Annotated in this window: 27 protein-coding genes; 4 read left to right on the top strand and 23 right to left on the bottom strand. The window is 50.9% G+C overall.

Annotated features, from left to right (window positions below):
- Positions 1 to 304 precede the first annotated feature (304 nt).
- On the top strand, positions 305 to 772 hold the full coding sequence (locus tag L6H98_RS26870; RefSeq protein WP_236420768.1) for a MarR family transcriptional regulator: 468 nt from the start codon (positions 305 to 307) through the stop codon (positions 770 to 772).
- A gap of 114 nt (positions 773 to 886) precedes the next feature.
- Here L6H98_RS26870 and L6H98_RS26865 read toward each other — a convergent pair whose 3' ends face one another.
- The 3 genes from L6H98_RS26865 to L6H98_RS26855 form a co-directional block, all read right to left on the bottom strand.
- The gene (locus L6H98_RS26865; protein WP_236420850.1) at positions 887 to 2,398 is read right to left on the bottom strand and encodes an MDR family MFS transporter; all 1,512 of its coding nucleotides are present in this window, start codon (positions 2,396 to 2,398) and stop codon (positions 887 to 889) included.
- A gap of 52 nt (positions 2,399 to 2,450) precedes the next feature.
- Positions 2,451 to 3,026, bottom strand: a complete 576-nt coding sequence (locus L6H98_RS26860) for a GNAT family protein (protein ID WP_236420767.1) — start codon at positions 3,024 to 3,026, stop codon at positions 2,451 to 2,453.
- A 183-nt stretch (positions 3,027 to 3,209) separates the two neighbouring features.
- Positions 3,210 to 3,506, bottom strand: coding sequence for a hypothetical protein (locus L6H98_RS26855; RefSeq protein ID WP_236420766.1), 297 nt, complete (start codon positions 3,504 to 3,506; stop codon positions 3,210 to 3,212).
- 191 nt (positions 3,507 to 3,697) lie between these two features.
- Here L6H98_RS26855 and L6H98_RS26850 point away from each other — a divergent pair, with 191 nt between their 5' ends.
- Complete coding sequence (locus L6H98_RS26850; protein ID WP_236420765.1) at positions 3,698 to 4,180, top strand: GAF domain-containing protein; 483 nt, start codon at positions 3,698 to 3,700, stop codon at positions 4,178 to 4,180.
- 197 nt (positions 4,181 to 4,377) lie between these two features.
- Here L6H98_RS26850 and L6H98_RS26845 read toward each other — a convergent pair whose 3' ends face one another.
- The 4 genes from L6H98_RS26845 to L6H98_RS26830 all read right to left on the bottom strand — a co-directional run bounded on the left by L6H98_RS26845 (position 4,378) and on the right by L6H98_RS26830 (position 8,110).
- Positions 4,378 to 5,802 carry an aldehyde dehydrogenase family protein gene (locus L6H98_RS26845; RefSeq protein WP_236420764.1) on the bottom strand — a complete coding sequence of 475 codons (1,425 nt, stop codon included), beginning with the start codon at positions 5,800 to 5,802 and terminating at the stop codon, positions 4,378 to 4,380.
- A 79-nt stretch (positions 5,803 to 5,881) separates the two neighbouring features.
- A complete protein-coding gene (locus L6H98_RS26840; protein ID WP_236420763.1) occupies positions 5,882 to 6,304 on the bottom strand; it encodes a universal stress protein in 423 nt (140 codons plus the stop codon).
- Between the two features lie 18 nt (positions 6,305 to 6,322).
- Complete coding sequence (locus tag L6H98_RS26835) at positions 6,323 to 7,543, bottom strand: MFS transporter (protein ID WP_236420762.1); 1,221 nt, start codon at positions 7,541 to 7,543, stop codon at positions 6,323 to 6,325.
- A 117-nt stretch (positions 7,544 to 7,660) separates the two neighbouring features.
- Entirely contained in the window at positions 7,661 to 8,110 is a 450-nt protein-coding gene (locus L6H98_RS26830) for a MerR family transcriptional regulator (RefSeq protein WP_236420761.1), read from the bottom strand.
- A gap of 324 nt (positions 8,111 to 8,434) precedes the next feature.
- On the opposite strand from L6H98_RS26830, the gene L6H98_RS26825 reads away from it, so the two are divergent.
- Positions 8,435 to 8,812, top strand: a complete 378-nt coding sequence (locus tag L6H98_RS26825; RefSeq protein WP_236420760.1) for a glyoxalase — start codon at positions 8,435 to 8,437, stop codon at positions 8,810 to 8,812.
- 66 nt (positions 8,813 to 8,878) lie between these two features.
- Here the strand turns inward: L6H98_RS26825 and L6H98_RS26820 are convergent, their stop codons facing one another.
- On the bottom strand, positions 8,879 to 9,214 hold the full coding sequence (locus L6H98_RS26820) for an SdpI family protein (RefSeq protein WP_236420759.1): 336 nt from the start codon (positions 9,212 to 9,214) through the stop codon (positions 8,879 to 8,881).
- Positions 9,215 to 9,328: 114 nt separating this feature from the next.
- Complete coding sequence (locus tag L6H98_RS26815; RefSeq protein ID WP_236420758.1) at positions 9,329 to 11,665, bottom strand: heavy metal translocating P-type ATPase; 2,337 nt, start codon at positions 11,663 to 11,665, stop codon at positions 9,329 to 9,331.
- Between the two features lie 226 nt (positions 11,666 to 11,891).
- Here L6H98_RS26815 and L6H98_RS26810 point away from each other — a divergent pair, with 226 nt between their 5' ends.
- Positions 11,892 to 12,263, top strand: coding sequence for a metalloregulator ArsR/SmtB family transcription factor (locus tag L6H98_RS26810; protein ID WP_236420757.1), 372 nt, complete (start codon positions 11,892 to 11,894; stop codon positions 12,261 to 12,263).
- 99 nt (positions 12,264 to 12,362) lie between these two features.
- On the opposite strand, the gene L6H98_RS26805 is transcribed toward L6H98_RS26810, so the two are convergent.
- From L6H98_RS26805 to L6H98_RS26740, 14 genes are all read right to left on the bottom strand, one after another.
- Positions 12,363 to 13,514, bottom strand: a complete 1,152-nt coding sequence (locus tag L6H98_RS26805) for an AI-2E family transporter (RefSeq protein ID WP_236420756.1) — start codon at positions 13,512 to 13,514, stop codon at positions 12,363 to 12,365.
- Positions 13,515 to 13,819: 305 nt separating this feature from the next.
- A complete protein-coding gene (locus L6H98_RS26800) occupies positions 13,820 to 14,854 on the bottom strand; it encodes an LLM class flavin-dependent oxidoreductase (RefSeq protein WP_236420755.1) in 1,035 nt (344 codons plus the stop codon).
- Positions 14,855 to 15,022: 168 nt separating this feature from the next.
- Positions 15,023 to 15,334 (bottom strand): ArsR family transcriptional regulator, encoded by a 312-nt coding sequence (locus tag L6H98_RS26795; RefSeq protein ID WP_236420754.1) that lies wholly within the window; start codon positions 15,332 to 15,334, stop codon positions 15,023 to 15,025.
- 115 nt (positions 15,335 to 15,449) lie between these two features.
- A complete protein-coding gene (locus L6H98_RS26790; RefSeq protein WP_236420753.1) occupies positions 15,450 to 16,031 on the bottom strand; it encodes an NAD(P)H-dependent oxidoreductase in 582 nt (193 codons plus the stop codon).
- A gap of 137 nt (positions 16,032 to 16,168) precedes the next feature.
- Positions 16,169 to 16,543, bottom strand: a complete 375-nt coding sequence (locus L6H98_RS26785; protein ID WP_339275954.1) for a MarR family transcriptional regulator — start codon at positions 16,541 to 16,543, stop codon at positions 16,169 to 16,171.
- Positions 16,544 to 16,715: 172 nt separating this feature from the next.
- Positions 16,716 to 17,393, bottom strand: coding sequence for an NAD(P)H-dependent oxidoreductase (locus tag L6H98_RS26780; RefSeq protein ID WP_236420751.1), 678 nt, complete (start codon positions 17,391 to 17,393; stop codon positions 16,716 to 16,718).
- Between the two features lie 145 nt (positions 17,394 to 17,538).
- Positions 17,539 to 17,997 carry a DUF523 domain-containing protein gene (locus L6H98_RS26775; protein ID WP_236420750.1) on the bottom strand — a complete coding sequence of 153 codons (459 nt, stop codon included), beginning with the start codon at positions 17,995 to 17,997 and terminating at the stop codon, positions 17,539 to 17,541.
- Between the two features lie 67 nt (positions 17,998 to 18,064).
- A complete protein-coding gene (locus tag L6H98_RS26770) occupies positions 18,065 to 19,363 on the bottom strand; it encodes a hypothetical protein (RefSeq protein WP_236420749.1) in 1,299 nt (432 codons plus the stop codon).
- Positions 19,360 to 19,938 (bottom strand): RNA polymerase sigma factor, encoded by a 579-nt coding sequence (locus tag L6H98_RS26765; RefSeq protein WP_236420748.1) that lies wholly within the window; start codon positions 19,936 to 19,938, stop codon positions 19,360 to 19,362. Before L6H98_RS26765 ends, L6H98_RS26770 begins: the two co-directional genes overlap by 4 nt.
- Before the next feature lie 130 nt (positions 19,939 to 20,068).
- Complete coding sequence (locus L6H98_RS26760; protein ID WP_236420747.1) at positions 20,069 to 20,515, bottom strand: hypothetical protein; 447 nt, start codon at positions 20,513 to 20,515, stop codon at positions 20,069 to 20,071.
- 35 nt (positions 20,516 to 20,550) lie between these two features.
- Positions 20,551 to 22,977 carry an ABC transporter permease gene (locus L6H98_RS26755; protein WP_236420746.1) on the bottom strand — a complete coding sequence of 809 codons (2,427 nt, stop codon included), beginning with the start codon at positions 22,975 to 22,977 and terminating at the stop codon, positions 20,551 to 20,553.
- 1 nt (position 22,978) lies between these two features.
- Complete coding sequence (locus L6H98_RS26750) at positions 22,979 to 23,653, bottom strand: ABC transporter ATP-binding protein (protein WP_236420849.1); 675 nt, start codon at positions 23,651 to 23,653, stop codon at positions 22,979 to 22,981.
- 76 nt (positions 23,654 to 23,729) lie between these two features.
- A complete protein-coding gene (locus L6H98_RS26745; protein ID WP_236420745.1) occupies positions 23,730 to 24,914 on the bottom strand; it encodes a HAMP domain-containing sensor histidine kinase in 1,185 nt (394 codons plus the stop codon).
- Complete coding sequence (locus tag L6H98_RS26740; protein WP_236420744.1) at positions 24,902 to 25,576, bottom strand: response regulator transcription factor; 675 nt, start codon at positions 25,574 to 25,576, stop codon at positions 24,902 to 24,904. Before L6H98_RS26740 ends, L6H98_RS26745 begins: the two co-directional genes overlap by 13 nt.
- Between the last annotated feature and the right edge of the window lie 121 nt (positions 25,577 to 25,697).

Genomic DNA, 25,697 nt, shown 5'->3' with positions numbered 1-25,697 from the left:
CATACGTTGTTAATTGTACCTGAGTTGCAGCAGGAATTTTTGATCATTTTGATCTTTTTGATCATTTTCAGTCCTTTGTTAAATCGCGAGCACCGTCGACTTGCCCTCCATAAAATGTTCAAATTTGAATTGCTCAAAATGCAAATCTTGTGACATATCGCATGTTTTTGTTCGAATCCAACCCTTAAAATAAAATTCATGGCTCCATCGTTTAACGTGAAGACAATCAAAGTTGGGATCATATTTTACATCCATAAGGTACTCGTCCCAACGGATCAATCATTTTAGAAAAGGCGGGATCAGTATGCTGGAATTACAAGAAATCGGAACCGAACGTTCTCTTCATCTGTACCGCATCTTGGCCAAAACGTTCAAAAGCATGAATGAACATACGGTAGCCACAAGCAAAGTGCATGGTTTCAATCCCACCGCGTACGGCGTGCTTGAGGTATTGTACATGAAGGGGGCTCAGCCCATTCAACAAGTAGGTGCACAGCTTCTGCTGCAGAGCGGGAACGTTACCTATGTGATCGACAAACTGGAACAAAAAGGACTTTTGCATCGCAAACACTGCCCTCAGGACAGACGGATCATCTTCGTGGAACTGACAGAAGAAGGCCATCGGATCATGGACGATATTTTTCCGGGTTATGCCCATAAAATCAACCGAGCAGTCAGCGGACTGAGCGAAGAAGACAAGGTGGTGCTCTCGGAGCTGCTGGAAAGACTGACAATAAGTTCGGAACGGACAATGGGCAACGATTTGAAATAAACAAAACAACCGGCTCCCTGTTTCTAAGAGCCGGTTGTTTTACATTTAAAGCGCCTTTCGGAACACGTCAAGCTCACAGCGTCGACGCAGTTCCAAAAGGCGTTCACTTTTTATTTAGGCACGTTGGCCGGAAGCCGCGCTTGACGAAGAATCTCCTTCTTCCGGAACGACCAGCCGTTTGCGCAAGGCAAACGCGGTCAGCCACGAGATCAGCGCAATGACAAACATGATGACAAATAACGAATGCAAGCTTCCTTCCAGCACGCCTCGCAGCAAAGCCCACTTCTCGTCGGATAATGCTCCTTCCGTATGCGGGGCAAGCAGTTGGTTAATATCGCTATCCGATATACCTGAATCGGCGAGATGCTGTTCGGCGGACAACGCGGAAATGCGGTAGTTCAACCATGTGCCGAAGGCCGCCGCCCCGATCGTTTGTCCCAACGTCCGCATGAACGTATGCAGAGCCGTGGACGATCCGCGCTCCTGGTACCCTACCGAGGATTGCGCAATGATCGTAAAGATCGTGAACGCAAATCCGAAACCAAGCCCATAGATGAACGTCAGCACGAACAACACATAGTCCGGGGAAGTTCCTCCTACCAGAAACAACCCGCCGGAGCCGATCGCAATGCCTGCGAGTCCGATCAACGCGGTCATCCGGGAACCGATTTTCAACAGCATGCGGCCGGCCATCACGCTTCCGATCAGCCAGCCCACCGACATCGGGGCGAGCAGCAGGCCGGATTCGGTCGCATTGCCTCCCCTGACACCCTGAACCCAGAGCGGCAAATAACTCGTCAGGCCAATCATGAGCGTGCTGGCCAGAAGGCCGCTAATATTGGCTACGCGAATGTCCCGAATGCGGAACAAATGCAAAGGGACCATCGGGGCCGCAGCCCTCTTTTCCACGACAAAGAACATAATCAAGAAAATGACGGCGACTGCGCTCAAACCAACAATAACGGGAGATTCCCATGCGTAGTATTGCCCCCCTGCCGATAACACGAAAAGCAGAGCCGTAATGCCGACGGTAAACGTAACCGCTCCGGCATAGTCAATTTTGGCGGAACGAGGGGTTACCTCTTCCTTCAAATAGCGGAACACAAACCACATTGCGAGCAAGCCGAACGGCACGTTGAAGCCAAAGATCCACTGCCAGCCCAGATTATCGACAAAGTATCCTCCCAGAAGCGGACCTACCAGGGACGATATTCCCCAAACGGAACTGATCCAGCCTTGAATTTTGCCCCGCTCCTCAATCCGGTAAATGTCACCAATGATCGTAAACGTTACGGGAACTACCGCACCTGCCCCCAAGCCCTGAATGGCTCGAAAAGCGATCAGTTGTTCCATGTTCTGCGATAAGCAGCACAATAACGATCCCAGCAAAAACAAGGTACAGCCGATCAGAAATACAAGCTTGCGCCCATACAGATCACTGATCTTGCCAAAGATCGGTGTACTGACGGCCATGGTCAGCAAATAGGCGGTAAAGATCCAGCTGAGCAGCTGCACGCTGCCAAGATCGCTAACGATCGTCGGTCCCGCCGGACCGATTACCGTGCCTTCAATGGCCGACAAAAACGTCGCCAGCAGTAACCCCGCCAGAATGAAGCTTCGTTTCAACTCTCCGGTTGCACTCACTTAAACCCTTCTCTCTCGTAACATTTGGTTTTTCTTATTTTGTCGTTCCGTTCCGAAGCCATTCATCATACAAAAGGGAGTACATGTCCATGTCCTTGTACCCGGTGGACGTATGCTGATACTGCCGCAGCAGTCCTTCCCGCGTGAATCCCTGATGTGAAAGGAACTGACCGGAAGCCTCGTTCCGCGGATCTACCAGTGCTTCGATCCGGTTGAGGCCCATCGTCTCGTATCCATAGGGCAGCAGCACGGAGAACGCCTCCGTCATATAACCCTGCCGCCAATGCTCGCGCCCCAGCTCGTACCCGATCTCGCCGCGGAACGCGCCTCCAAGCTGCCACGTATTATACCCGCAGCTGCCGATCAGGCGCCCTGTCGCTTTGAGTTCGATCCCCCAGCGAATGGCCTCCTCCTCGCCTGCCATCTGATTCAGAAGCGCAATCATGTCCGCGGCCTCGCTTGTCCCAAGCATGGGAGAAAGATTCATGTAACGGGTAACCTCGCGGTCCGACCACCATTCAAACATCTGGGCCGCATCCCGGCGGCGCATCTTGCGCAGAAGGAGCCGCCTGGTTTCCAGCTCCGGAATTCTGCCTTTACATCTGTACATATAAGCCACTCCGATCCCTCTCTGCAAACCATGAGATTCTTAAGTCATCTAATCATAACCTGGGCCGAATGGCAACCATCCATACAGAAGAAGCGTTCATGCCAAAAAACCGGCCCGCCTTCGGTCCGGTCTTGTTGCTGTTACGGTTACAATGAGGGCCTGCCTGCTTTTCCTGCATAAACATCAAGTCGCGGACGCTTTGCTGCCGCTCGCCAGAACTTCATCGTTAACCCGGTGAAGCATCGCCGAGATTTCCTTGAATTCCTCGATGCCTGCTCCCGTCAAGCTCCATTGTTCCCCATGAGACGTTAGGAAGTTCTCCTGCGTCAAATAATCCAACTGCTGCCGGATCTCTCTCTCCGCAATGCGATAACCCCGCTTTTCCAGCATGGGCAGCGTATCGCTGACGGTCAGATTCTGATCCTGGGCCAGATGTAATAGTTGGATGCGAATGAACAAATTCTGTACTTCTGCGTGCATCAATCCAGCTCCTTCCCGGGTTGCAGCCCTTCGTGATTACAAATTCATTACCCCGCTCCGATGGCAAAGAAACAAACACGCACCTCAAGCCGCCCGGCTTACATTCCGTAATCCTCCGCTTGACTAACGGCAGGCACTGCACTATCTTTGAGTTAAAGTCCATTCATGTTTGCTCGGGAGGGTGATTCATCATGTTTCAAGCCGTTTCTTATGAAGGAACGCGAAGCGAGCAGCACACCGCCGTCCTAGGGCAGTTAAGCGCACTGATCCGCGATGAACCTAGCGCCATTGCCAATCTGGCAAACGCTGCGGCGCTGCTCAATGTATTTTTGACCGACATCAACTGGGTCGGCTTCTATCTGTATGATGGAAAAGAACTTGTACTCGGTCCTTTCCAAGGACTGCCGGCATGCATCCGCATCCCGCTTGGACGCGGCGTATGCGGCACGGCCGCTTCGGAACGCCGGACCGTTGTCGTGGAGGATGTTCATGCCTTCCCCGGGCACATCGCCTGTGATGCGGCCTCAAACAGCGAGATCGTGATTCCGATCTTCAAAAACGGGGAGCTGTACGGCGTGCTCGATATCGATAGCCCGCTCAAAAACCGGTTCGACGACGAAGACCGAGCCTTTCTGGAGGAAGCCGTTAAGCTTCTCTCGGAACAGTTGCAGTAATTCGGCTGCAAACGGCCTGACCGAAGATTCCTTGCAATAACGCTATGATCATGTTTATTGCCGAACCACAGCAAAGAGCACGGACCCGCCAAGGTCCGTGCTCTTTGCTGTGCACATCCATGTTTTGCTCGCCCAATCTTACTCTATGCAGCACGGGAAGATCCCGTTCCGGCTGGCGCTTCATCAGGGAGACCGCGTTATTGTTTGTTAAACACCACAAATTTCAGCTCGGTCATTTCCTCCGTCGCGTATTTGACGCCTTCGCGGCCGATGCCGCTCTGCTTCACGCCGCCGTAGGGCATGTGGTCTACGCGGAATGTCGGAATATCGTTGATGATCACGCCGCCGGCTTCGATATGATCGGCAGCATGCAGCGCCGTATGAATGTCATTCGTGAACACCCCGGCTTGAAGCCCGTAAACGGAATCGTTCACATGGGCAATGCCTTCCTCCACCGTATCGATCGTATTGATGATCACGATCGGCGCAAAAACCTCTTGGCAGGACACCTTGGCATCGCGCGGAACATTGACGAGCACGGTTGGCCGCAAAACGCCGCCTTCGGCCGTTCCGCCCGCAATCAGCTCGGCTCCTGCCTGCTTCGCTTCATCGATCCACCCCAGCGCCCGCCGCACGTCTTTGGACGTAATCAGCGCGGACACGATGGTATCCGGGTTCAGCGGATCGCCAACAACCACCTGACTAGCCACTTCTGCAAAGCGTTTGATAAATTCCTCCGCGATGTCACGGTGCACATAAATGCGCTGCAACGAGATGCAGACCTGGCCCTGATTGGTGAAGGCACCGGTTACGCAGCGCGGGATGACTTTATCCAGATCGGCATCCCGGTCCACGATTACCGCCGCATTGGAGCCCAGTTCGAGCGTCACGCGCTTCAGCCCCGCCTGGCTGCGGATGCTCTTGCCGACCCCCGGGCTGCCCGTAAACGTAATATGGGCCACCCTTGGATCGGACACAAGCACGTCGCCGATCGTTTTGCCGTCGCCGCTGACGACGTTGAGCACACCGTCAGGCAGTCCGGCTTCTTTCAGCAGATCGGCAATGAAGTACGCGGATAACGGCGTCTGTTCCGCCGGTTTGAGCACGATGGCATTGCCTGCCGCAATGGCCGGGCCCACCTTGTGAGCCACCAGGTTCATCGGAAAGTTAAACGGCGTGATCGCGCCGATGACGCCCAGCGGATGGCGCACCGTGTAACCGATGCGCCCTTCCCCGCCGGCAGCTGCATCCATCGGCACCGTTTCTCCCGTTAAGCGCTTCGCTTCCTCGGCGGCAAAACGGTACGTCTCCACGGTCCGGTCCACCTCGGCCCGCGCGGCCGTGATCGGCTTCGCCGCTTCCAGCGCAATGATGCGCGCTGCTTCTTCTTTCCGCTGCGCAAGCAGGACGGAAAGCTGGTACAGAATGGCGGAGCGCTGATGCGCAGGCATCCGCCTCATCCCGGCGCTGGCTTGCGCAGCAGCCGCAATGGCCTTCTCGGCTTCCTCTGCCGTGGCGGAAGCCACCTCCGCAAGCTGCTCGCCCGAATATGGCGCGTGCAGCGGTTCATACGTTGCGGCCTCTACGGACTGGCCGCCAATATAAAGGTGTTGCTTTTTCATGGCTGCTCCCTCCCACTGCATTCACATCTCGATTCTCATCCATTTATACACTACATGATCGATATAGACTCAGTCCACCTTATTTGACGGTAAGCACCGGGCAAACCGCCTGCTTCAACACGCCATGGCTTACGCTGCCCATAATCATTTCCGAAAGCCGCTTTTTGCCGCCGGTTCCCATCACGATCAAGTCATATGCTTGTTCGCCGGCAACACGGCAAATCTCAGCCACGGGGTCTCCGCCTGTCAAAAGCGTTTCATATGCCACCGACCGTTTTGATAACCGTTCTTGAAGTGCATCCACCACCTGCCGCCCTTCGTCCGCAATCCGGGCATCCAGGTCGACGCCTAGCGCCGGCTCGTTCAAGGATACCGATGGATTGACGTGAAGAAGCGTGAGCCGTGCAGGCTCTTTCAGGCTTTCCGCCAGATCGGCCGCTGCCTCCAGCGCCCGCCGTGCATGTTCCGATCCGTCCACTGCAACCAATATCCGTTTCAGCATAATGTTCGCTCCTCCCGATTAATGATGCGTAATGGCATCATCGATGCCGCTCAGATGCCGACGACGAACAAGCAATACGACCACGCCCACCAGAACCATCAATGCCCCGAAATAGAACGGCGTTTCCGGCAGGAACCACTCGGACAGTTTGCCCGCCAGCCAAGGCGCGAGCGCACCGCCCATGAAACGAACGAAGCTGTATGCCGCAGAAGCTACGGACCGTTCGACCGGTGCAGCTTCCATAACGGCCGTGGTGATCAGCGTATTATTGATACCCAGGAAAATACCCGCAACGATAACCGCAACAATGACGGTAGTGGGAGATCCCATAACCGTACCGATCGCCATAACCAGCAAATCAAGGGCAAACAGAGTGAGCATTACGCTCATCGACGGTACGGAACCGAAACGGCGCTGCACCCGCGGTGCGACGAATACGGATGTTATGGCCAGCGCCAGTCCCCAACCAAAGAACACATAACCAAGACCATGCTCATCCAAATTCATGACATAAGGTGAATAAGCCATCAATGTAAAGAACCCGAAGTTATACAAAAACGCGGTGATCGCCAACGTTTTGAGCGATGGGTAGCCAAGCGCCTTGAACGGATCGGACAAGGAGCTGCGCGTTTTGGGCTTCGCCATTTTAGGCAGCATGAACATAATGCTGATAAACGCAATCGTCATCAGGACGGCCACGCCAAAGAACGGCCCGCGCCACGAAATCGATCCAAGCTCGCCGCCCAGCAGCGGACCGACCGCAATACCGAGACCGAGCGCTGCTTCATATAAAATGATGGCCTTGGCCGTGCCCGATGTGGACAACCCTACGATGGCCGACAATGCGGTCGCGATGAACAGCGCATTGCCAAGACCCCAGCCGCCGCGATACCCAACCAGCGTAGCGACCGTATCCGACGTGCCGCCAAGCGCCGAGAACGCAACGATGAGCAGTATGCCGCCCAGCAGCGTCCATTTGACGCCGATCCGGCTGGATACTACGCCCGTAATTAACATCGCGATACCGGTCACCGCGTTATAACTTGTAAACAACAGCGATACCTGGCTTTTGGACGCATGCAGCTGGTTGGCGATGGCCGGCAAAATCGGGTCCACTAAACCAAGTCCCATAAAGGAAATGACACAGGCAAAAGCAACGGCCCAGACCGCTCTCGGCTGGGACAGCAAGCCTCCGCGCGATGACGGCAGCTCGTCCGGCAGTGAAGATTCTCTTTTCATAAAATTACCCCTCCTGAGTGATAAAGATTGGTTTGAAAACAAACGAAAAATTTCACGCTATTTTCAGAAACAGTCAACCCGAAAACAACACCGGATCATCCGGTGCTTTGAAAAAAACTATGAATCCGACATTGCAGCTTCTTCATCTCGCAGTCGATGCAGCCCGTTTCGGACCCGTTCGCGCAATTCCTGAAGCTCGCCTTGCACGGCATGAATGCTGATCAGCTTCTGCTCAATCAATTGCAGCTGGTCGTTCAACGTATTCTCGATGCGCTCCAGCTTGTCAATGCGCTCCCGCACCTCCGTCGATTGCCGATATTCAGAACGCTGTTCATTCAGCACGTCCGCCGTGGCCACATAAGCATGCAGCTCTTGAAGCGAGAAGCCAAGCACCTCTTTGGCACGCACGACTTTTTTGAGATAATCGATATCCTGCCTGCTGTATAACCGCGTACCACCTTCGGTCCGCTGAGGTGAAGGCATGACGCCGATCTCTTCGTAATATCGGATCGTACGCTTGGTCAGGCCGCATTCCTTCGCAACCTCATCAATCTTATACAAATCCATTTCCTTCACCTCACCTTGCCATTTCATATGTCATTAATGTTATGTATGTAATTATATATAAAACTAACGTTAACGTCAACGTAAGATTTTGGTTTGAAATCTGCATACGTTGAATGAGCAACCTTTACGCAGATCCACTGCACAGTTAGAATCCTCTTCCGATCGCTGTTATCTTGGTTCATCTTTTACATCCGTATTTTACCCGAGCCACTCCACACTATCCGATAAAAATCAATGTGGACTGTGGAAAAATAATCCATAAAGATATATAATGATTCCATGAAATGAAACTTTGTTTCATCAAATAAAACAAGGAGGCGTACGATGTCATTTCTATTTTCAGGAATCGATCATGTTCAATTAGCCGCTCCCGCAGGCTGCGAGTCCGAAGCACGCCATTTTTTCACAGGAGTATTGGGCTGGAATGAAATCCCGAAACCCGAGATTTTAAAGAAGCGCGGCGGCGTATGGTTCCAATGCGGCGTTCAGCAGGTGCACATCGGTGTTCAGAATGACTTTGTTCCTGCCAAGAAGGCACATCCGGCCTTTTATGTGAAGGGTTTGCGTGCCTTGCGTGATCATCTCATCCAGCAAAATGTTCACATCCTTGATGACGATGCTCGTTCCGATGAAGGTGTAGCCCGGTTCTACGTGAATGATCCTTTCGGCAATCGGCTCGAATTTATGGAGCATTCATCTTGATCGGCAGCAAAAAAAGACCCGCTATGTGCGGATCTTTTCCTGATTTGGCGAGGCTGGCGCCGGGCGTTATTTCTTATTCGATTGCTGCATTTCTTTCAGGCGGCCTTCGACCTTCATGAACATTCTCACCGTGTAAAAAATAATCGCACCCAAGCTAAGCACCAAAGCCTGCATGTCGGTAAACCAAAATCCGAGCACGCCAAATGCAGCCATGATTACGCCGAACTGCATCATCAAGTTGGAGCTGTATCGCTGCGCCTCATGCCACAGCTCCAGATCGCTCATGGAACGAGGCGTACGGTAACCGTATATGCCGTTGATTTGTTTCGGCGGTTTTTTGTACAACATAAGCCCCATCACAAAAAAACAAACGCCAACGATGATTCCAATAATTCCTCCCACACTGCTCCCCCTTATGACTTGTTGCTCCCGTCAAGCATGCACGTTCCGATGCCGCAATCAACGAAAAAGCGGCCCTACGTATATACGAAGAACCGCCTGGTATGTTTCATCATTTCAAATGTCTTTCACCCGCAGCACACGCATGGCGTTTAACACGGCCAGCACGGTCACGCCTACATCAGAGAATACCGCCTCCCACATCGTGGCAATGCCGAATACGCCGAGCAGCAGGAAAATCAATTTTACCCCGAACGCAAAAGCAATGTTCTGCCACACGATCATCCGCGTGCGCTTGGCGATGCGGATGGCACTCGCCAGTCGGGACGGCTCATCCGTCATAATGACCACATCCGCCGCTTCGATGGCTGCATCCGAGCCGAGGCCGCCCATCGCTACGCCGACGTCGGCCCGGGCCAGAACGGGCGTATCGTTGATGCCGTCGCCAACAAAGATCATTTTCTCTTTGGCGTGTTTCTCCGCCTCAAGTTGCTCCAGCCGCTCAACCTTATGCTGGGGCAGCAGCTCGGCATGAACTTCATCCACGCCCAGCTCACGTCCCACCGCTTCGCCTACGGCTTTGGCGTCACCAGTCAGCATGACGGTTTTGCGAATGCCCAGCTGCTTCAGGGAACGGATCGCTTCAGCCGCATCGTCCTTCACTTCATCCGCAATCACCAGATGTCCGGCATACTGCCCCTCTTCGGCAATATGCACAATGGTGCCGACGGATTGGGGTTCCTTATACGGAATGCCCGCCTGCTTCATTAGCTTGGCGTTGCCGGCCAGAATCTCGCGGCCATCGACCTGAACGCGGATGCCATGTCCGGCAATCTCGTCGTATCCGTCTACGCCGTGAGTGCGAATATCCTGCCCCCATGCAGCGCGGATCGATTCCGCAATCGGGTGATTGGAATGAGCTTCGGCAATGGCAGCCAGTTCCATCAAGGCATCCTTCGTGCGCTCTCCTTCCGGACGAATGTCCGTAACTTTGAAGACCCCTTTAGTCAATGTGCCCGTCTTGTCGAACACCACCAGCTTGACGTCGTTCAAGGCTTCCAAATAGTTGCTGCCCTTCACCAGAATGCCGTTGCGCGAAGCCGCCCCGATGCCGCCGAAAAATCCGAGCGGAATGGAAACGACGAGGGCGCACGGACAGGATATAACCAGGAAGACCAGAGCGCGGTACACCCAGTCCGCGAACGTCGCTCCGCTAATGAGCAGCGGCGGGACCAATGCGATCAGGGCAGCGAGTATGACGACAGCCGGTGTATAATACCGGGCGAATTTGCTGATAAAATGCTCCGTTTTCGCCTTCCGGCTGCTTGCGTTCTGCACCAAATCCAATATTTTCGATACCGTCGATTCGCCAAACGTCTTTGTAACCTCAATGGTCAGTATGCCGTTTTTGTTCACGAAACCGCTCAGCACGTCGCTGCCGGGCTCCAACTCGCGGGGAACGGATTCCCCCGTGAGCGCCGACGTATCTACCATGGAGCTTCCTGCTTTGACGACGCCGTCCAGCGGCACCTTCTCTCCGGCTTTGACGACGATCCGGTCTCCGATGCGTACGTCTTCCGGAGAGACGCGTTTGGTTTCATCGCCCGATCCGATCAACACGTTGGCATAATCGGGCCGGATGTCCATCAGCGATTGGATGGATTTGCGGGAACGATTGACCGCCATTCCTTGGAACAGCTCGCCAAGCTGATAAAACAGCATGACGGCAACGCCTTCCGGGTATTCCCCGATGGCGAATGCGCCGAGCGTCGCTACGGTCATCAGGAAGTATTCGTCAAACACTTGCCCCCGCACCATGTTTTTGAATGCCTGAAGCACGATATCTCCGCCGGCGATCAGGTAGGCCGCAATATACAAAACCAGCTGTGCCCACCCCTCCAGCGGAGACCAGACGGCGGCGGCAACCAGGGCGGAACCAGCTGCTAGGCGAGCCAGCAGCACCTTGGTCTGCCCTGTACCATGCTCGTGAGAATGCCCCGCATGGCCTTGGCCTGCATGAGCATGAGCGTGTCCGGCGGAATCATCATGCTGATGTGCTTGGCCTTGCCCATGGTCATGCGCGTGCCCTTGGTGATGGTCGTGATCATGTCCCTCGCAGCTCCCGTGCTCATGCCCATGAGCATGCTGATTCGACAGCGAATGGCCGGCAAGGTCAGAGTTCACTCCGCCCGCCGTCTGTCCGGCAGCATTTCTTTTCTCCGAGATGCGGATGTGCGGCTCCAGTCTCAGCACTTTGCGTTTCGCTTCTTCAACCACCTGCTCATCCATGTCGGACGTCGTGTGCATCGATAGGGTTTTCGTGACAAAATTGACGGAGCATTCGCTGACGCCCTGAATTTTTTTGACTCCATTCTCAATCTTGAGCGCACAATTCGCGCAATCCAAACCGTCCAGCAACAGTTCCCTTTTGACAAGCCTTTGTTCGGTCGACATTTCCATCTCCCCTTTGCTGTACAAAAAACAATCGTTATTGTATACCGGTTTATATATGAGCAATCATTCATATGTTTTAATTAACCCCATTATATGCACGCGTGCTCATATGTGTCAACCAAAGAGAGCTGATTTTCCAACCAAATTATGCTAATAGTAATGATTTCGCTTTAGGCGTTTTTTGGATATAATGAATGTATAGTTGTTAACATAGGCGGTGATAGAAATGGAACAACCAGTCAAAGCCCCGGCTGAATGCGACGCAACCTGCTTCGGCACAGAAGCGGATATGCAAGGCATTCGTGCCTCGCTGATTGATCGGGAAACGTCTTCCGAAATGGCAGATTGGTTCAAGGCGTTCAGCGATCCGACGCGCCTACGTATTATTGATGCACTGCTGCAGAAGGAATTATGTGTGCACGATCTGACGGTACTGCTCGATATGGGACAATCGGCCATCTCGCACCAGCTGCGATCCCTCCGCAACATGCGGATTGTCAAACGGCGTAAAGAGGGCAAAACCGTGTTTTATTCTCTGGACGATACACATATCGAGCAGATTTTCCTGCAGACGCTTCAGCATATCAAGCACGGCTAGGCTCTGCCGGCCTGCGAAACAAACAAAAGCCCTCGCCCTTCGGCTATTAGCCGATTGGCGGGGCTTTTGTTTCATAAGGGCACCGTTGTTCGATTAAAATTAAACAGGGTTGCCGTCTTTCGGATCATACAGTCCGGATCTATCCTTGAACCAGTTAAACACGTGCGATACGCAGACTTTCAGCACCGCATACCCCGGAACAGCAAGCAGTACGCCGACGACGCCGAACAGGTTGCCCGAAGTCAGGATCACGAAAATAATGGTGATCGGGTGAATTTTGAGCGTTTTGCCCATGATTTGCGGCGAGATGAATTTGCCTTCGATCAACTGCACGATCGTCCATACCGCCACCATCTTCAGCAGCATCACCGGCGAAGTGACCAAGGCGACGATCAGCGCAGGCGTAATCGCGATGGCCGGTCCGAGATAAGGCACCACGCTCGTAAACGAAGCGATGATGGCCAGAATCAGTGCATAATCCAGTCCAATGATCATATAACCGATGTACAGCAGAACGCCGATGCAGAAGCTGACGATGATCTGTCCGCGAATGAACGAGCTGATCTGATGGTTAATGTCATGAAGCACGTGCATCGCGCCGGAGCGGCTTTGTACAGGCAGGAAGGACAAAATTTTGCCAGGCAGCTTTTTGCCGTCCTTCAGCAGATAAAACAGGATGAACGGAACCGTGACGATGGACAGCACCACTTCGGTAAACGCACCCAGGAACCCGCCAATACGCGTCCAGGTATGGTTCAGAATCTCGGTTGCCTTCTTCGTTACGGTGCTCCACCAGTCCGTCGAATTCCAATTGACGGCATCCTGCAGCTGGTAAAAGAGCTGGCTGCCCGTCAATTCCTCGAATTGTACGCGCACGTTCTCGCTATACGTCGGAAAGTTGGCGATCAACCCCATGATCTGATTGCGCAGCACCGGAATGACGGCCAAAATGATGACCGTAAGCACGCCCGCAATGGCCAGATAAAGAATCAGGATACTCCATCCCCGACCGATCTTCCAGCGTTCCATCAGATCCACGATCGGGTTCAGCAGATAATACAGAATTCCCGACAAAATAATGGGCAGCACGATCGTTTTGAGAAGTACCGCAAACGGATGAAGGACGAAGGATACTTTGTTCAGCACCATCACATTCAGTCCGATCAGCAACAAAACCAGCAGAAACAGGACAAACTTGTTATTCAGAAAAAATCGCTTGAATCGGTCAGGCCACACGCGTGGTTGCTCCATAGGCAAGTCTTCCTTTCTTATGTATCCTCCCATAATTCAGGCCGAAAAAGGCTTCTTCACATCGTTCCCGCAAAGAAGACGTTGTCCGAACCAACATATGCAAAAAACCTTTCTGTATATACGAAGGCAGCCGTTCGATCGTTTCAAAAAGAAACGTTCTATCTTATCAGTTTACCCGAAAATGGCCGTGCTGCCCATTCTCCTCTTTTGAAAAAATGACCTCCCGGGCAGCTGCCAGCCGGACATAAAAAAGCATCGAAAAAAGACCCGCCTCCAGAGAGACGGGCCGCGTAATGCAGAGTTCATCAGATTTTGCCTGCCAGCCCGGCCAGCAGTTCGTAGGAACGAAGTCGTGCCTGATGATCATAGATCATCGACGTCACGATCAGTTCGTCCGCCTGCGTCTGGGCGATGAACTGTTCCAATTGGCCGCGCGCGGTGTCCGGCGCTCCTTTGACCGCGGCTTTTAGCGTTTGCGCTACCGCCGCTTGCTCGCGATCCGTCCATTTGCCCTCCATGTCGGCTGGCGGTTTGACCAGACCCGTGGTGCCGCGGATGATGTTCAGAAACTGCTGCAGCAGCGTGGTGCTGAGCCATTCCGCCTCTTCGTCCGTATCGGCCAGCACGGCATTTACGCCGGCGATCACGTAAGGCTTCGCCAAGACGTCCGAAGGCTGGAAGCTGCTGCGGTATGCTTCAATCGCTACCCGGGTATAATCCGGGGAGAAGTGGCTCGCAAACGCAAACGGCAATCCGAGTCTTCCGGCCAGGCGTGCGCTGAAATCGCTGGAACCCAGCAAATAAATCGGAATGTTCAGCCCTTCGCCAGGAACGGCACGTACCGGGGCATGATAGGAAGTGGCCGATGCATCGAAATAAGCTCTAAGTTCAGCGAGCAGTTCCGGGAAATCTTCTCCGCTGTTCAGCTCTCTGCGCAGCGCCAGCGTTGTGCGGCGATCGCTGCCCGGGGCCCGTCCCAGGCCAAGGTCAATCCGGCCCGGATACAACGATTCCAGCGTGCCGAATTGCTCGGCGATGACGAGCGGAGCATGGTTCGGCAGCATGATGCCGCCTGATCCGAGACGGATGCTCTTGGTGCCGCCGGCGAGGTAACCGATGACGACCGAAGTCGCGGAAGAGGCAATGCCCGGCATGTTGTGATGCTCTGCCACCCAATAGCGGTGATAGCCCCAGCGTTCGGCGTGCTGCGCCAGATCAAGGCTGTTCCGCAGCGCATCTGCGGGCGTCGCTCCCTCGGTAACCGGGGCAAGGTCCAGAATGGACAGTTTAACGTCATGAATCGTTTTTCTATTGAACGAACCGTTGGTTTCGGTAGTCATTATATCGAATCTCCTTTTCCGAATTGTTATTTCGTATATTCAGATATATAGATATATTGGTGCAAAAAAACAACTTTCCAGTGCAGTTGATATTCCTCACGCTGCCGTCTGCATCCGGACGGAAATCCCTTACGCACCAGCATGGGTGCTTCCGTTCCGGCATACGGCTTACAGCTTGTGCTGCACATATTCGGCAAATTCGCGGATGGTCTCCTCGTTGCGGCGATAGTAGGTCCATTGGCCTCTTCGCTCCGACAACAGCAATCCAGCCTTGAGCATGGTAAGCAGATAGCTGGATATGACGGACTGGGCCAAACCGGCCTTCATCTGAATGGTCCCCACACAGATTCCGTTCTTCCCTCCATCGGGATGCGTAGACAGCTCCGCTGGTGAGAAATGCTCTTCCGGTTGCTTGAGCCACTCCAAAATTTGTCTGCGCGTTTCGTTCGACAATGCTTTGTAAATGAGTATTGGTTCCATGGGTACGATTATACCCCCTTTCGATTAATTTGCAAACTTTTATGGCAAACAGGCTACCCTCCGCAGGATAGCCCCAATGTTTTGATCTCTTTATTGTACAGGTATTGCTCCTCGATTAGAAGGCAGCCTGAATGGTTTGTTTTACCTCTTCCAGCATGGCTGCATGAGCCGCTTCGTCCACGTTGCCGACCCCGCCCAAAAGGATATGCCCAACAGGTTCGATACCGACAAAGTCATAGATGCCTGTATCGGAAGTCATTTTCAAGGCGTCTGTCATGCCGATCTGGTCATAAATTTCCTTCGGTGTACCGTGCGTGTTGATGATGAACCCTTTTTTGCCTGTCAACAGTTTGACGATGCCCGTCTCATTTGCTCCATACGCGAAACCAAAAGCAAACACGCGGTCAATGTACCCTTTGATGATAGCCGGAAGCCCTGTCCACCATATAGGATAGATCATTGTGATGGCGTCTGCATCCGTGATGTATTTTTGCTCGGCAGCGATATCCTCGGGTGTCTGTCCCGCACGCATGGCTAGGGTATCTTCGGCTTTCAATACAGGTTGGAAGTTCAGCGCGTACAGATCGCGCACGACGACCTCGTGCCCCTTGGATTCCAATACGTCTACCGTAGTATTCAGAATGGCTTTATTGAAGCTGTCCGTGTGCGGGTGTGCATATACGATCAGATGTTTCATGAGTATTCCCTCCATTAGTTCAAATGATTTATCATATAGCGTGCGCATCTTCTTCGGGATGAATCCCCGCAAAGCATGCCTTTGTTTCAAATCTGCACCTACAAAACATAGACATCTATGTTTATAACCAAAAAAAATTACATCTCTCGAAGGATGCTGCCGAGCAAGTTTTCCAACTGTTCCGCTTGCTCTTCCGTCAAACCGCCGTATACCATCTCTTTAATCTGTTCGGAAATTTGCACGAAGATCGGCTCCAGCCTTCTTCCTTGTTCAGTCAGTCGGATCATCGTCACCCGGCTGTCCTCGGCACTCTTGCTGCGCTCCACGAAACCCAGCTTCTCCAGCTTGTTGACAAGCACGGTCACGGTGGGCTGCGTACGATGAACCCGCTCGGCCAGCATTTTGATGGACAGGGCCTCTTCCCGATAAAGGAAGATCAGGATATCCCCATGGGATGGCACTATGCCATTCACGCCCTGCTGCTCCAGTTCTTGCACGATGCGTTTGTTCACGTGGTCCCTGATCCGGGATATCATTGAGATTGCATTATATTTTGGCATGCCCTCATTATACATAGATATCTATTCATTTTCAAGCAGCTTATTCATATAAATCTCCCAACCATCTTGATGCGGACGATTGGGAGGTATTGTTATCTTCCATAAACATAAAGAATGCTGGTGCTTATTCGATCCAGTGCGTAACCTGCTCCAGCGACTGTCTCGTTTTGCCGTATTTCGGCTCCTCTGCACGATACCCGAAGGCCGCCATAACGGAAATGTCCCAGACGCCGTCTTCCAGCAAACCTTCCTCGGCAAAGATGCGACGGGTTTCCTCCTGATTGAATCCTTCGATGGGACAGGAGTCGATGCCGATGAGGGCTGCTGCGGTCATCATGTTGCCCAGCGCAATATACGTCTGTTTGGACGCCCAGTCGAACAATGTCCGCTCGCTGTCCAGAATGCCTTTGTTTTGCTGGAACGTGCGGTATGCTGCCGGAATGCGCTCATAGGTTTCCTGGTCCATGCCTTTGATTTCCTTGCAAATGTATTCCAGATGCGCCGAGTCATAACGCACGTCCGTACGCGCCAGGAAAACGACGAGATGGCTCGCAGTCGGGAATTGCCCTTTGCCGCCGCTCGAAAACTCGACCATGCGCTCGCGCAGCGCCGGATTCTGCACGATGACGAATTTCCAAGGCTCGGAGCCGACGGAGCTTGGGGATAACCTCCCCGTTTCCAAAATGAATTCGAAATCTTCTTTCGAAATTTTGCGATTCGGGTCAAAACGTTTGGTCGCGTGCCGGAAATGGTACGCCTTCAAAATTTCTTCTTTTCTATTTAATGGTGTCGTCGATTCCACTTTCTCCACATCCTTTAATCTATTGGGGTACAGTTTCATTGGGATACAGTATCATTCTAAAATGAATCATGCCTTATTGAAAGTACGCACATTGATGTTACCAGGTATATGTTTTGATACTTTACGGCCTTTGAAACCGACTGGCTCATAGGTCAGCCATAAATTCATTTTCGGAAATGACAGTATACCCTTCCTGACGAAGCAAAGCAGCTGTCACGCCTTCGCCCGGAATCTTTTCGTTGCCGAACGTGCCGTCATAGATCATCTGCGAGCCGCAAGACGGACTGAACTCTTTCAGAACCACGCAGGTCACGCCGAGCTTCCGGGCCCAGTCCAACGTTTCGTAAGCACCTTTGACGTAAAGCTCCGTGACGTCGGTGCCGCTCTTCTCGATCACCTTGGCCGTGCCTGCCAGCACGTCCCTGCCGTTCCCGCCGATAATTTCAGCCGGTTCCCGCGGGGTCGAAAAACCGCCAAGCAATTCAGGACACAGCATCTTAGCCTCTTCCCGTTCCACCAGTTCTTGAATTTTCTCGTCCAGACTCGCCGTACCATTGTAACGACAAGCAACGCCCGCGAGACAAGAGCTCACTAAATACTTCATCGATCCAATCTCTCCTTATTGCACTCACTTCCAACCTGTTAAGAAAATTGTACCACACGGATCAGGTTCATTCGCGGCTTCGTGAGAGTGAAGTGATTCGGCCTTCGGCATCGTAACTCACATCGATTACACCCTTAACTTGGCTATTCTTCTCTAGTTTGAAGGTGCCTTGTCCCGGATGGTCCGCATCCTGAGAAAAGCTGTATTCTTCCAAAGGCGCATGAAACATGTTTTTTATGATCGGCTCGGCGGCTTCCCTGATCGCAGATTCAGGGACATCCATAAGTCGTTGTTTGCCTTGGTCGGTCTTTGCTTCTTCCCTTGCATCGCTATTGAACGCAGGATGCAATGCCATATCATAGATGGAGACTTCAGCATCTTTACCATACTTTCCGTCAGACAAGGTTACAAGATAGCGTTCCCCAAAGGTTAGATCCCATTTGCTCCAATGGTCCTGCATATTTTTATTGTACGCAATACTTGTTAATGGCAACGCCGAGTAGCCATAGTACGCCTCAACGACTTGCTCGGCACGAACCACGGCTTCTTTGGGTGCTCTCTCAAGATCAATGGACCCGGAAACATATATCACCTCATCCTGCTGCCAGATGATGCTCCCCTCGACTTTACCATTTTCATTTCCGAGTTTTACGAGAGTCATCACTTCCGGCTGCCCATCATCCTCGCTTGGGGACATATGCGCCGAGCGGTCCACCTGCAAAGGCTTCATCGTTCCGTCACTGCCTATGCCTTGGAGAAGGGCTGGAATCTGGCTCAAATAACGGGGTTCGAGCTGGCTGACATCCATTTGCCCCCTTAGGGTCCAGCTTTGCATTTCCCCGGTAGCCGCATCAATTGAGAACTCCGCATAATTGTGATCTGTTTTTTGCCCGGCCTGCACGTAAATGGTATGCGAGTCATTCGGAAATGCCGTATCGTCCCTTACCATAGTCACTTCCAATTGTTTGCCCAAATAATCCCTCATTGTAACGGCAATCGTTCTTTTCATCGGTTCGGTCAGGAGCTCCTTATTCACGTCATCTGCCAATAAAAGGGCTGAAGCGGGATAAAGGCGTTCAACGACAGACTCCATGTACTGTCCGTTCCATAATAAAATCCCTGCCGCCGCGGCAGCTGCGGTTATGGCTGCGACCCACCCTTTTTTGCGACTTTTGCGTTGACCAGGCAAATTCAGCTTCTCCATGCTTTTGGTAAACGGTGACTCGACATCGCTTTGTCCCTGAATTGCTTTCGTTCCCGCTACCCGCTGCAGCACGCTCTGCTTGTGGCGTTCCGTAAACGCTGATCCTGCAAATGGCTCACCCTTCAGCACCTCTTCCCATTCTTCACGCTTCCCTGTCTTCATTCGCCTCGTTCCTCCCATCGTTTCCGTACTTTCGCTTTTGCGCGCGACAGTCTTGATTTGGCCGTCCCGATGCTGATGTCCAGCATTTCCGCAATTTCGGCCAGCGTCAGTTCATACTTCAGATGGAGCAGCAGCAGCTCCCTGAATTTGTCCGGCAAAGACATGACCACATCCCAGATTTCATGCACATGCTCCCGCCGAATGGCTTCAGCTTCTGCGGACGGATGCGCCTGCATTTCGGGAATAGACATTAATCCGCCCCTTTCCGCTTCTCCGTTTTCCATCGGCAAAATGCCTCCCCACTGGCTGCTGCGAAAAAACTTCGATTTTCGGTATGTAAAGGTCGTGTTTCTGGTTATGGTCAGCAGCCATGTCTTCAACGAGCATTGCCCGCGAAATTGGGAGATGCCCAAGTAAGCCCGAATAAACACTTCCTGCGAAAGCTCATCTGCCTGTTCGGCACTCCTCGTCAGAAAGTAGGCATAGTTCCACACGTCGTTCCCGTACTCGTCCATGATCTGGCTGAGCGTGTGATTGTCGATCTCTCTGGCCTGCTCCAAAAATTGAACATCCAACTGGCATTCACCTCATTCAATAAGACTGCAGCGCAGCTCTTCCGGTTCCCGTTTGGTGAAAATTTTCCTTACTACTGTATACGAAAAAAACAGCATGTCTCATAAAATGAGCAATGCTGTTGCAATTGAACTAATGTACCGATTCGTATCGTAACGTTAGCGGCTGCCCTTCATCCAACGTAATATCACTCAATCTCCGGTTATCCTCTTGATTATCTACGTACAACCTCCACTCATACTCCTTGTTGCTATTAAGACCTTCTACACCTTCAACATGACCTTCCTTATTTTGAGTGACATTCATCCCCAGATCCCTATTCGCCGTTATGGCCTGAAATACTTTCTCTGCGCTTGGTTGGTTATCGATCACTCTAACGGTTTGAATGAATACGACTTCTTCCAGATCATTGAAAATGGCTACGTTGATATCCGTCGTCTCTTCTCCCTGACCGATAAACTTGATGCCCTTGTATTCAGGTGCCAAACTGTCGCTTTTACCAGCTCCGCACCCCGTTAACGCCAATAAGAATAGGGATACTACAGCAATCGCGCTAAACAGCCGATAATTCGAAATCATCTTTATTCCCACCTCCTATCTTATTGAAGTCCTGGTCATCCATCCAAACGGAGGCGTTCCATCAAATTGCTTCTATGCAGATATCGCTCCATGTACCATATTGCCACCCACTGCACGGCCAAATAAAAGATAACAAGCACCGTGAGCGCTAGATAAGGGAACTGATAAATGGCATAAGAAGCCTCAACGGCAAATAAACGAACGCTGTAATATCCTAAGGGAGTCCCTAGCAAAATGGTTAATAGTATGCTGCTGACCACAATCACAAGTCCCTCGCTTCCAATCAGTATTCGCAATTGCTTCCGGGACAGGCCGATGGCCTCGATCATGCTGATTTCCCTTTTTCTCGCCAGGAAACTGCTCAAATTGGAATTGATCAGATTAAACACACTAATGACCATTAACATCGAAATGAACCCGTATGCAGCGACCTCCATCAGTCGTTTGGACTCGCTGTATTCCTGATAAATGTCCTGAAAGGATGTAAGGATCAAATCAGGCTCTTCTCCAATGACCCTTTTAAGTTGTTGCTCCACGTCTCGTTGTCTGGATGGATCAACCGTCACGCTGAATTGCTTCATGGTCGGATCAAGTCCTACTCGTTCAAACAGGTCCTCGTGCGCAACAAAGATGCCTCCTTCGCTCGCGCTGCCTCTATAAGTCATGTATGTGGGCAAGACGGCTATAATGGTGTACTCTTCTTCCTTTCCCTGATCATCCAGACTCGCCATCCGAACTTTATCGCCAGATTGGTATGTTCCGTCTTCGGAGATGGCAATCAGGTAGTTCCCTTCCTTCATCTGCTGCAACATTTCGGAGCTGCCTCCGGTTCGGTCAATGGCCTTTTGAAGCAGATTCGGGTCATACCCGTAAATATCCGCAATAATCCGTGAACCCTTTATTTCCTCCCAATGATTAAGGTGTTTACGTGCATCCGTTTTATTGTAGATCAGGCCGTCGTATTTTTCCGTAAGTACTTCACGGACACCTTCGATTTGCTTCACTTGGTTCATTGTTTTTTCTTGGATATAACTATGGCTGGCAGCGCTGCCTGAAGATCCGGCCAAACTGATTTTGAAATCGCCGGGCACCATGCTTCCGGCTAGATTGTTTATATTCATGCTGTATAAAATGCTTGCAGACGTCATGAATATCAGCCCCGTAAACGTGATGGAAGCCACCGTAATGATCGTTCTTTTTTTGGATCTGAATTGCTGCAGAAGCGAGAGACCCCAAATGCCTATTTTCGAGTTCAATGGTCTGGATGATGTCCCGCCCGCATAATCCGTTTCTCCAGTCAGCTTGTATTTCATAGCTTCAATTTCTGACCCCGCTGTGCTTTTTCGAATGGGATGTTCGATACATAACCGTACCAATGCAATTCCGCTGATCCATGAAACCGCAATGATTACCCATGAGAGTTGTACCTCTAAAGTTGAACCGCTGATTCGCTCCCCGACCCAAGGCAGCACAACAAAACTCCCTGCGATTCCTAGAATGACGCCAATCGTACTTCCCCAAACGCCCAGAACGAGTCCTTCCAATACAATCATGCGCCTTATTTGTGCAGCACTCATGCCGATAGCACGCAACATTCCGAACAAACGGATCTTTTGGGACACATGAATATTGAATATATTGTAAATGACCATTCCTGCACATAACACTACAATCATGACGAGGATGATCATTTGAAAAATGGACACAGGACTCCATTCGTAGGCACCCGTATATCGTTCATTGATAATGATTTGTGCATCATTCAGCCCTTCTGCGATTCCAATGTTCCTCGCTACGGAAGTTGCATTAAAATCGGAGTTTAACAAAACAAACAAGCTGATATCCGGCTTGATGGCGTTCTGATTTAAGAAGGGTTCCGATACCAGCATTAATCCCGCTCGCGCAACTTTCCTTACAGCAATATCCTCGGTAATGCCCACGAGTTTAAAAGAGATAACCTTGGAGCTAGGGCTTCCCTTTTCTTCAAACCGTGCCTTCATCTTTATTTCCTGTCCAAGAGTAGGCGCATAGCCCAGCTCCCCAATCACCCATTCATCCAAAACGATTTCGTTCGGCGTGCGAGGAGCCCTCCCTTTTTTGAGAGCGATCAGGCCGTCTTCGATCCCTTCTGTATACACCATAGCCATATCTATTTTTTTCTCTACAAAGGGTTCAAAGCTTACATTTTTGATGTTATATGCAGCATAAACCTTTTTAAATTTTTGATTTTTTTGCAAATGGCGCAGCTGTTCCTCCGTCAGATGATCATATTGAGCATGATAAGCCCCGATTTCATTTATGGCTGCCCTGCGATTTCTCTCTTGATCGGAATGGAAAAACATGAGGACGACAACCATCAATGCTACGGAAAGAGCAATTGTAGCGACAGTCACCAGTGTGCGCCCCTTATAGAAAACAAGGTGACGGATCGCCATCTCTTTTACGATCTTGTTCTGCTTCATGTCAGCTCTCCGTCATGACTTGGCCATCTTCTACTTTGACAATTCGATCGGCCAATCCGGCGATTTCTTCGTTATGGGTTACCATGATGATCGTTTGGCCATATTTGGACACAGATACGCGAAGAAGTTCAAGCACGTCCTTACTGGTTCGGCTATCCAAGTTGCCTGTCGGTTCGTCTGCCAAAATAATGGCTGGTTTTGGGGCAAGCGCCCGCGCAATAGCAACCCGCTGTTGTTGGCCGCCCGAAAGCGAAGCCGGGAGACTCGTTTTTTTCGTTTCCACGCCAAGTGTAGCAAGTACATCTTCCACGAACGGAAGATCCGGTTCTTTCCCATCCAGTCCGATCGGCAGCAATGTATTTTCCCAAACATTCAAGGAGGGGACCAGGTTAAAAGCCTGGAATACGAAACCGATCTCGCGTCTCCTGAATATCGCGCGTTCATCGGCTTTGAGGTCATATACCGAAGTCCCTTTAATAAGGACCTCTCCTTTTGTGGGCGGCTCCAGACCGCCAATAATATGCATTAATGTGCTTTTCCCTGCTCCCGATTTCCCTACAATCGCTACGAATTCCCCCTGTTTTGCGCCAAAATGAACGTCATTGATCACGCTAACCTGATTTTCGCCCTGTCCGTATACTTTATGGAGATGATTTCCTTCTAAAATCATTGTTATCCCTCCGCCCGTAATTTGGTCACAAGCGAATCATAACGTAACATTTTCAACTTTTTATCAACTTTAACCATTAATTTCAACCTAATCTGAACATAGCCTGAACCGTAGCTCCTCCAGTCTCGTTATTGGATATATCTATCGTTCCTCCATGCTTTTCAACCAGAGTTTTGCATATGTAGAGCCCAAGGCCGGAATGTCTATCCTGACTATTTGCATGTTCGCCCCTGTAAAAAGGGACAAATGCTTTCTTGCGATCCGCTGGAGAAAATCCGTAGCCGTCGTCATGAACAGCCAAAATTAGGTATTCAGGAATAAAGCGTAATTCAATTTCCAGATGGTTCCGGGCATAGCGAGCCGCATTTCCCATCAAATTTTCGAATACTCGAATGATAAGATTTGCATCCACTTTAGCATGAAGTACCGTTAGATCGATATCCCACACGACCGCGAAACGTTTCCCCTGCGTAAACATATCGCAAATGCTTTGCAATTGTTCCGTTAGAGATGCCATCTCCACGTGATCTAGCTTGTACTGAACATCTTCAAGGCGCTGCGCAGCACTCATCGCATCTACATCCTGTTTCAGGCGCATGATTTGATTCGACATCTTATCGAGCGTAGAGACAATTTGGTCGGTAGGCATTTTACCGGAAGGTATATAGTTCTTCATAAAATCGGTATACCCGGTAAGCACGGTAAGCGGGGTTCGTAAATCGTGGGAAAACGCAGCATTGAGTCTTTTGCGCTCTTCAACAGCCTGCCACAACATTTTGTTGTTTTGGTCCAATGCCGCTCTCATTTGCTCCAGGGATTCGCACAGTTTCCCCATTTCATCCTGACAGTCATAATGAATATGGAAATCCAGATTATGATTCGTTATGTTTTCGGATGCGTTGCGAATTAACTTGATCGGCTTCTCTAATTTGTTGCGATAAAACAAAAGAGCTGCGCTTATGATGCTTCCTGCGAAATATATGGGGACACTCCAGCTATCAAGGAATCGGAGAAAATCAGCCCAGCGTTGATCCCTGGGTGAATAATCCGTATTAATCTTTTCAATATTATAAATCACTGCCGGGTTATTGATATCCTCCACCGTATATGAGGGATTATATTTCAAAAAGAGCCGATTCATCATTTCACCAGCCTGTCCAACGGTGATTACGCTTACCAAGGCTGCGGCCATGATAAAAACAAACATGTATAATATAAAGGTTTTCCGAATCGAAAGATTACGCAGTCCCTGCATCAGCCTTCCCATTTGTATCCCACACCCCAAACGGTTGATATGTACTTCTGTTTAGAACATGCCGCAAACTTCTGCCTGATCCGTCGAACATGTTCCGCAACCACGGCACTGTCCCCATCGCGCTCGTAACCCCAAATCAGTTCATAGATTCGTTCCTTATCGAAAACTTGCCCCTGGTTCATTGAAAGCAATTCAATGATTTCGAATTCCTTTTTAGAAAAGTGAATGATTTCGTCCTGAAAACGAATTTCTCTGGAAGTGTAGTCGACAACCAACTCTCCGATGAATTTGGTTTGATGTTTGGCTTGCAATCGCTCCTCGCGCCGCAAATGCGCCTCAATTCTCGCTCCCAGTTCATCGATACTGAACGGTTTAACGATATAATCGTCAGCCCCGGCTTGAAATCCAACGATTTTATCGCGCTCCTCCACTCTTGCCGTCAAAAAAATGATCGGGCAGCTCACATGATTACGGATTAAGCTGCATACTTGCAGACCGTCCATATCAGGCATGTTGATATCCAGCAAAATAAGATCAGGCCCTTTTGAAGCTTGTTGAAGAGCCTGATCACCGTTTATGGCCGTCATTACCATATATCCATTCATGGTTAAATAATCTTGTAACAAACAGACAATGTCCTGTTCATCGTCAACGACCAGGATACGTTTCGTCATCGTTGTACCTCTTTTTCAAAAAACTTATTATGTTATAGAAACCGCATTAATCAATCACACAAGGCCACTGCGAGTGCAGTACCATCTTCCGATCGCTGTTATCCCCAGATTTTTTTGAACC

The organism is Paenibacillus sp. JJ-223 (genome assembly GCF_927798175.1).
In the GTDB taxonomy this organism is placed as follows: domain Bacteria; phylum Bacillota; class Bacilli; order Paenibacillales; family Paenibacillaceae; genus Paenibacillus; species Paenibacillus hubeiensis.
The sequence above is the reverse complement of the archived record's forward strand: the minus strand, read 5'-3'. Positions and strand labels throughout refer to the sequence as shown.

Excerpts from the sequence above, each read along its gene's own strand:
- L6H98_RS26870 (WP_236420768.1), top strand. The coding sequence starts at position 305 with ATGCTGGAATTACAAGAAATCGGAACCGAACGTTCTCTTCATCTGTAC.
- L6H98_RS26860 (WP_236420767.1), bottom strand. The coding sequence starts at position 3,026 with ATGTACAGATGTAAAGGCAGAATTCCGGAGCTGGAAACCAGGCGGCTC.
- L6H98_RS26855 (WP_236420766.1), bottom strand. The coding sequence starts at position 3,506 with ATGCACGCAGAAGTACAGAATTTGTTCATTCGCATCCAACTATTACAT.
- L6H98_RS26850 (WP_236420765.1), top strand. The coding sequence starts at position 3,698 with ATGTTTCAAGCCGTTTCTTATGAAGGAACGCGAAGCGAGCAGCACACC.
- L6H98_RS26845 (WP_236420764.1), bottom strand. The coding sequence starts at position 5,802 with ATGAAAAAGCAACACCTTTATATTGGCGGCCAGTCCGTAGAGGCCGCA.
- L6H98_RS26840 (WP_236420763.1), bottom strand. The coding sequence starts at position 6,304 with ATGCTGAAACGGATATTGGTTGCAGTGGACGGATCGGAACATGCACGG.
- L6H98_RS26835 (WP_236420762.1), bottom strand. The coding sequence starts at position 7,543 with ATGAAAAGAGAATCTTCACTGCCGGACGAGCTGCCGTCATCGCGCGGA.
- L6H98_RS26830 (WP_236420761.1), bottom strand. The coding sequence starts at position 8,110 with ATGGATTTGTATAAGATTGATGAGGTTGCGAAGGAATGCGGCCTGACC.
- L6H98_RS26825 (WP_236420760.1), top strand. The coding sequence starts at position 8,435 with ATGTCATTTCTATTTTCAGGAATCGATCATGTTCAATTAGCCGCTCCC.
- L6H98_RS26815 (WP_236420758.1), bottom strand. The coding sequence starts at position 11,665 with ATGTCGACCGAACAAAGGCTTGTCAAAAGGGAACTGTTGCTGGACGGT.
- L6H98_RS26810 (WP_236420757.1), top strand. The coding sequence starts at position 11,892 with ATGGAACAACCAGTCAAAGCCCCGGCTGAATGCGACGCAACCTGCTTC.
- L6H98_RS26805 (WP_236420756.1), bottom strand. The coding sequence starts at position 13,514 with ATGGAGCAACCACGCGTGTGGCCTGACCGATTCAAGCGATTTTTTCTG.
- L6H98_RS26800 (WP_236420755.1), bottom strand. The coding sequence starts at position 14,854 with ATGACTACCGAAACCAACGGTTCGTTCAATAGAAAAACGATTCATGAC.
- L6H98_RS26795 (WP_236420754.1), bottom strand. The coding sequence starts at position 15,334 with ATGGAACCAATACTCATTTACAAAGCATTGTCGAACGAAACGCGCAGA.
- L6H98_RS26790 (WP_236420753.1), bottom strand. The coding sequence starts at position 16,031 with ATGAAACATCTGATCGTATATGCACACCCGCACACGGACAGCTTCAAT.
- L6H98_RS26775 (WP_236420750.1), bottom strand. The coding sequence starts at position 17,997 with ATGAAGTATTTAGTGAGCTCTTGTCTCGCGGGCGTTGCTTGTCGTTAC.
- L6H98_RS26770 (WP_236420749.1), bottom strand. The coding sequence starts at position 19,363 with ATGAAGACAGGGAAGCGTGAAGAATGGGAAGAGGTGCTGAAGGGTGAG.
- L6H98_RS26760 (WP_236420747.1), bottom strand. The coding sequence starts at position 20,515 with ATGATTTCGAATTATCGGCTGTTTAGCGCGATTGCTGTAGTATCCCTA.
- L6H98_RS26755 (WP_236420746.1), bottom strand. The coding sequence starts at position 22,977 with ATGAAGCAGAACAAGATCGTAAAAGAGATGGCGATCCGTCACCTTGTT.
- L6H98_RS26745 (WP_236420745.1), bottom strand. The coding sequence starts at position 24,914 with ATGGGAAGGCTGATGCAGGGACTGCGTAATCTTTCGATTCGGAAAACC.
- L6H98_RS26740 (WP_236420744.1), bottom strand. The coding sequence starts at position 25,576 with ATGACGAAACGTATCCTGGTCGTTGACGATGAACAGGACATTGTCTGT.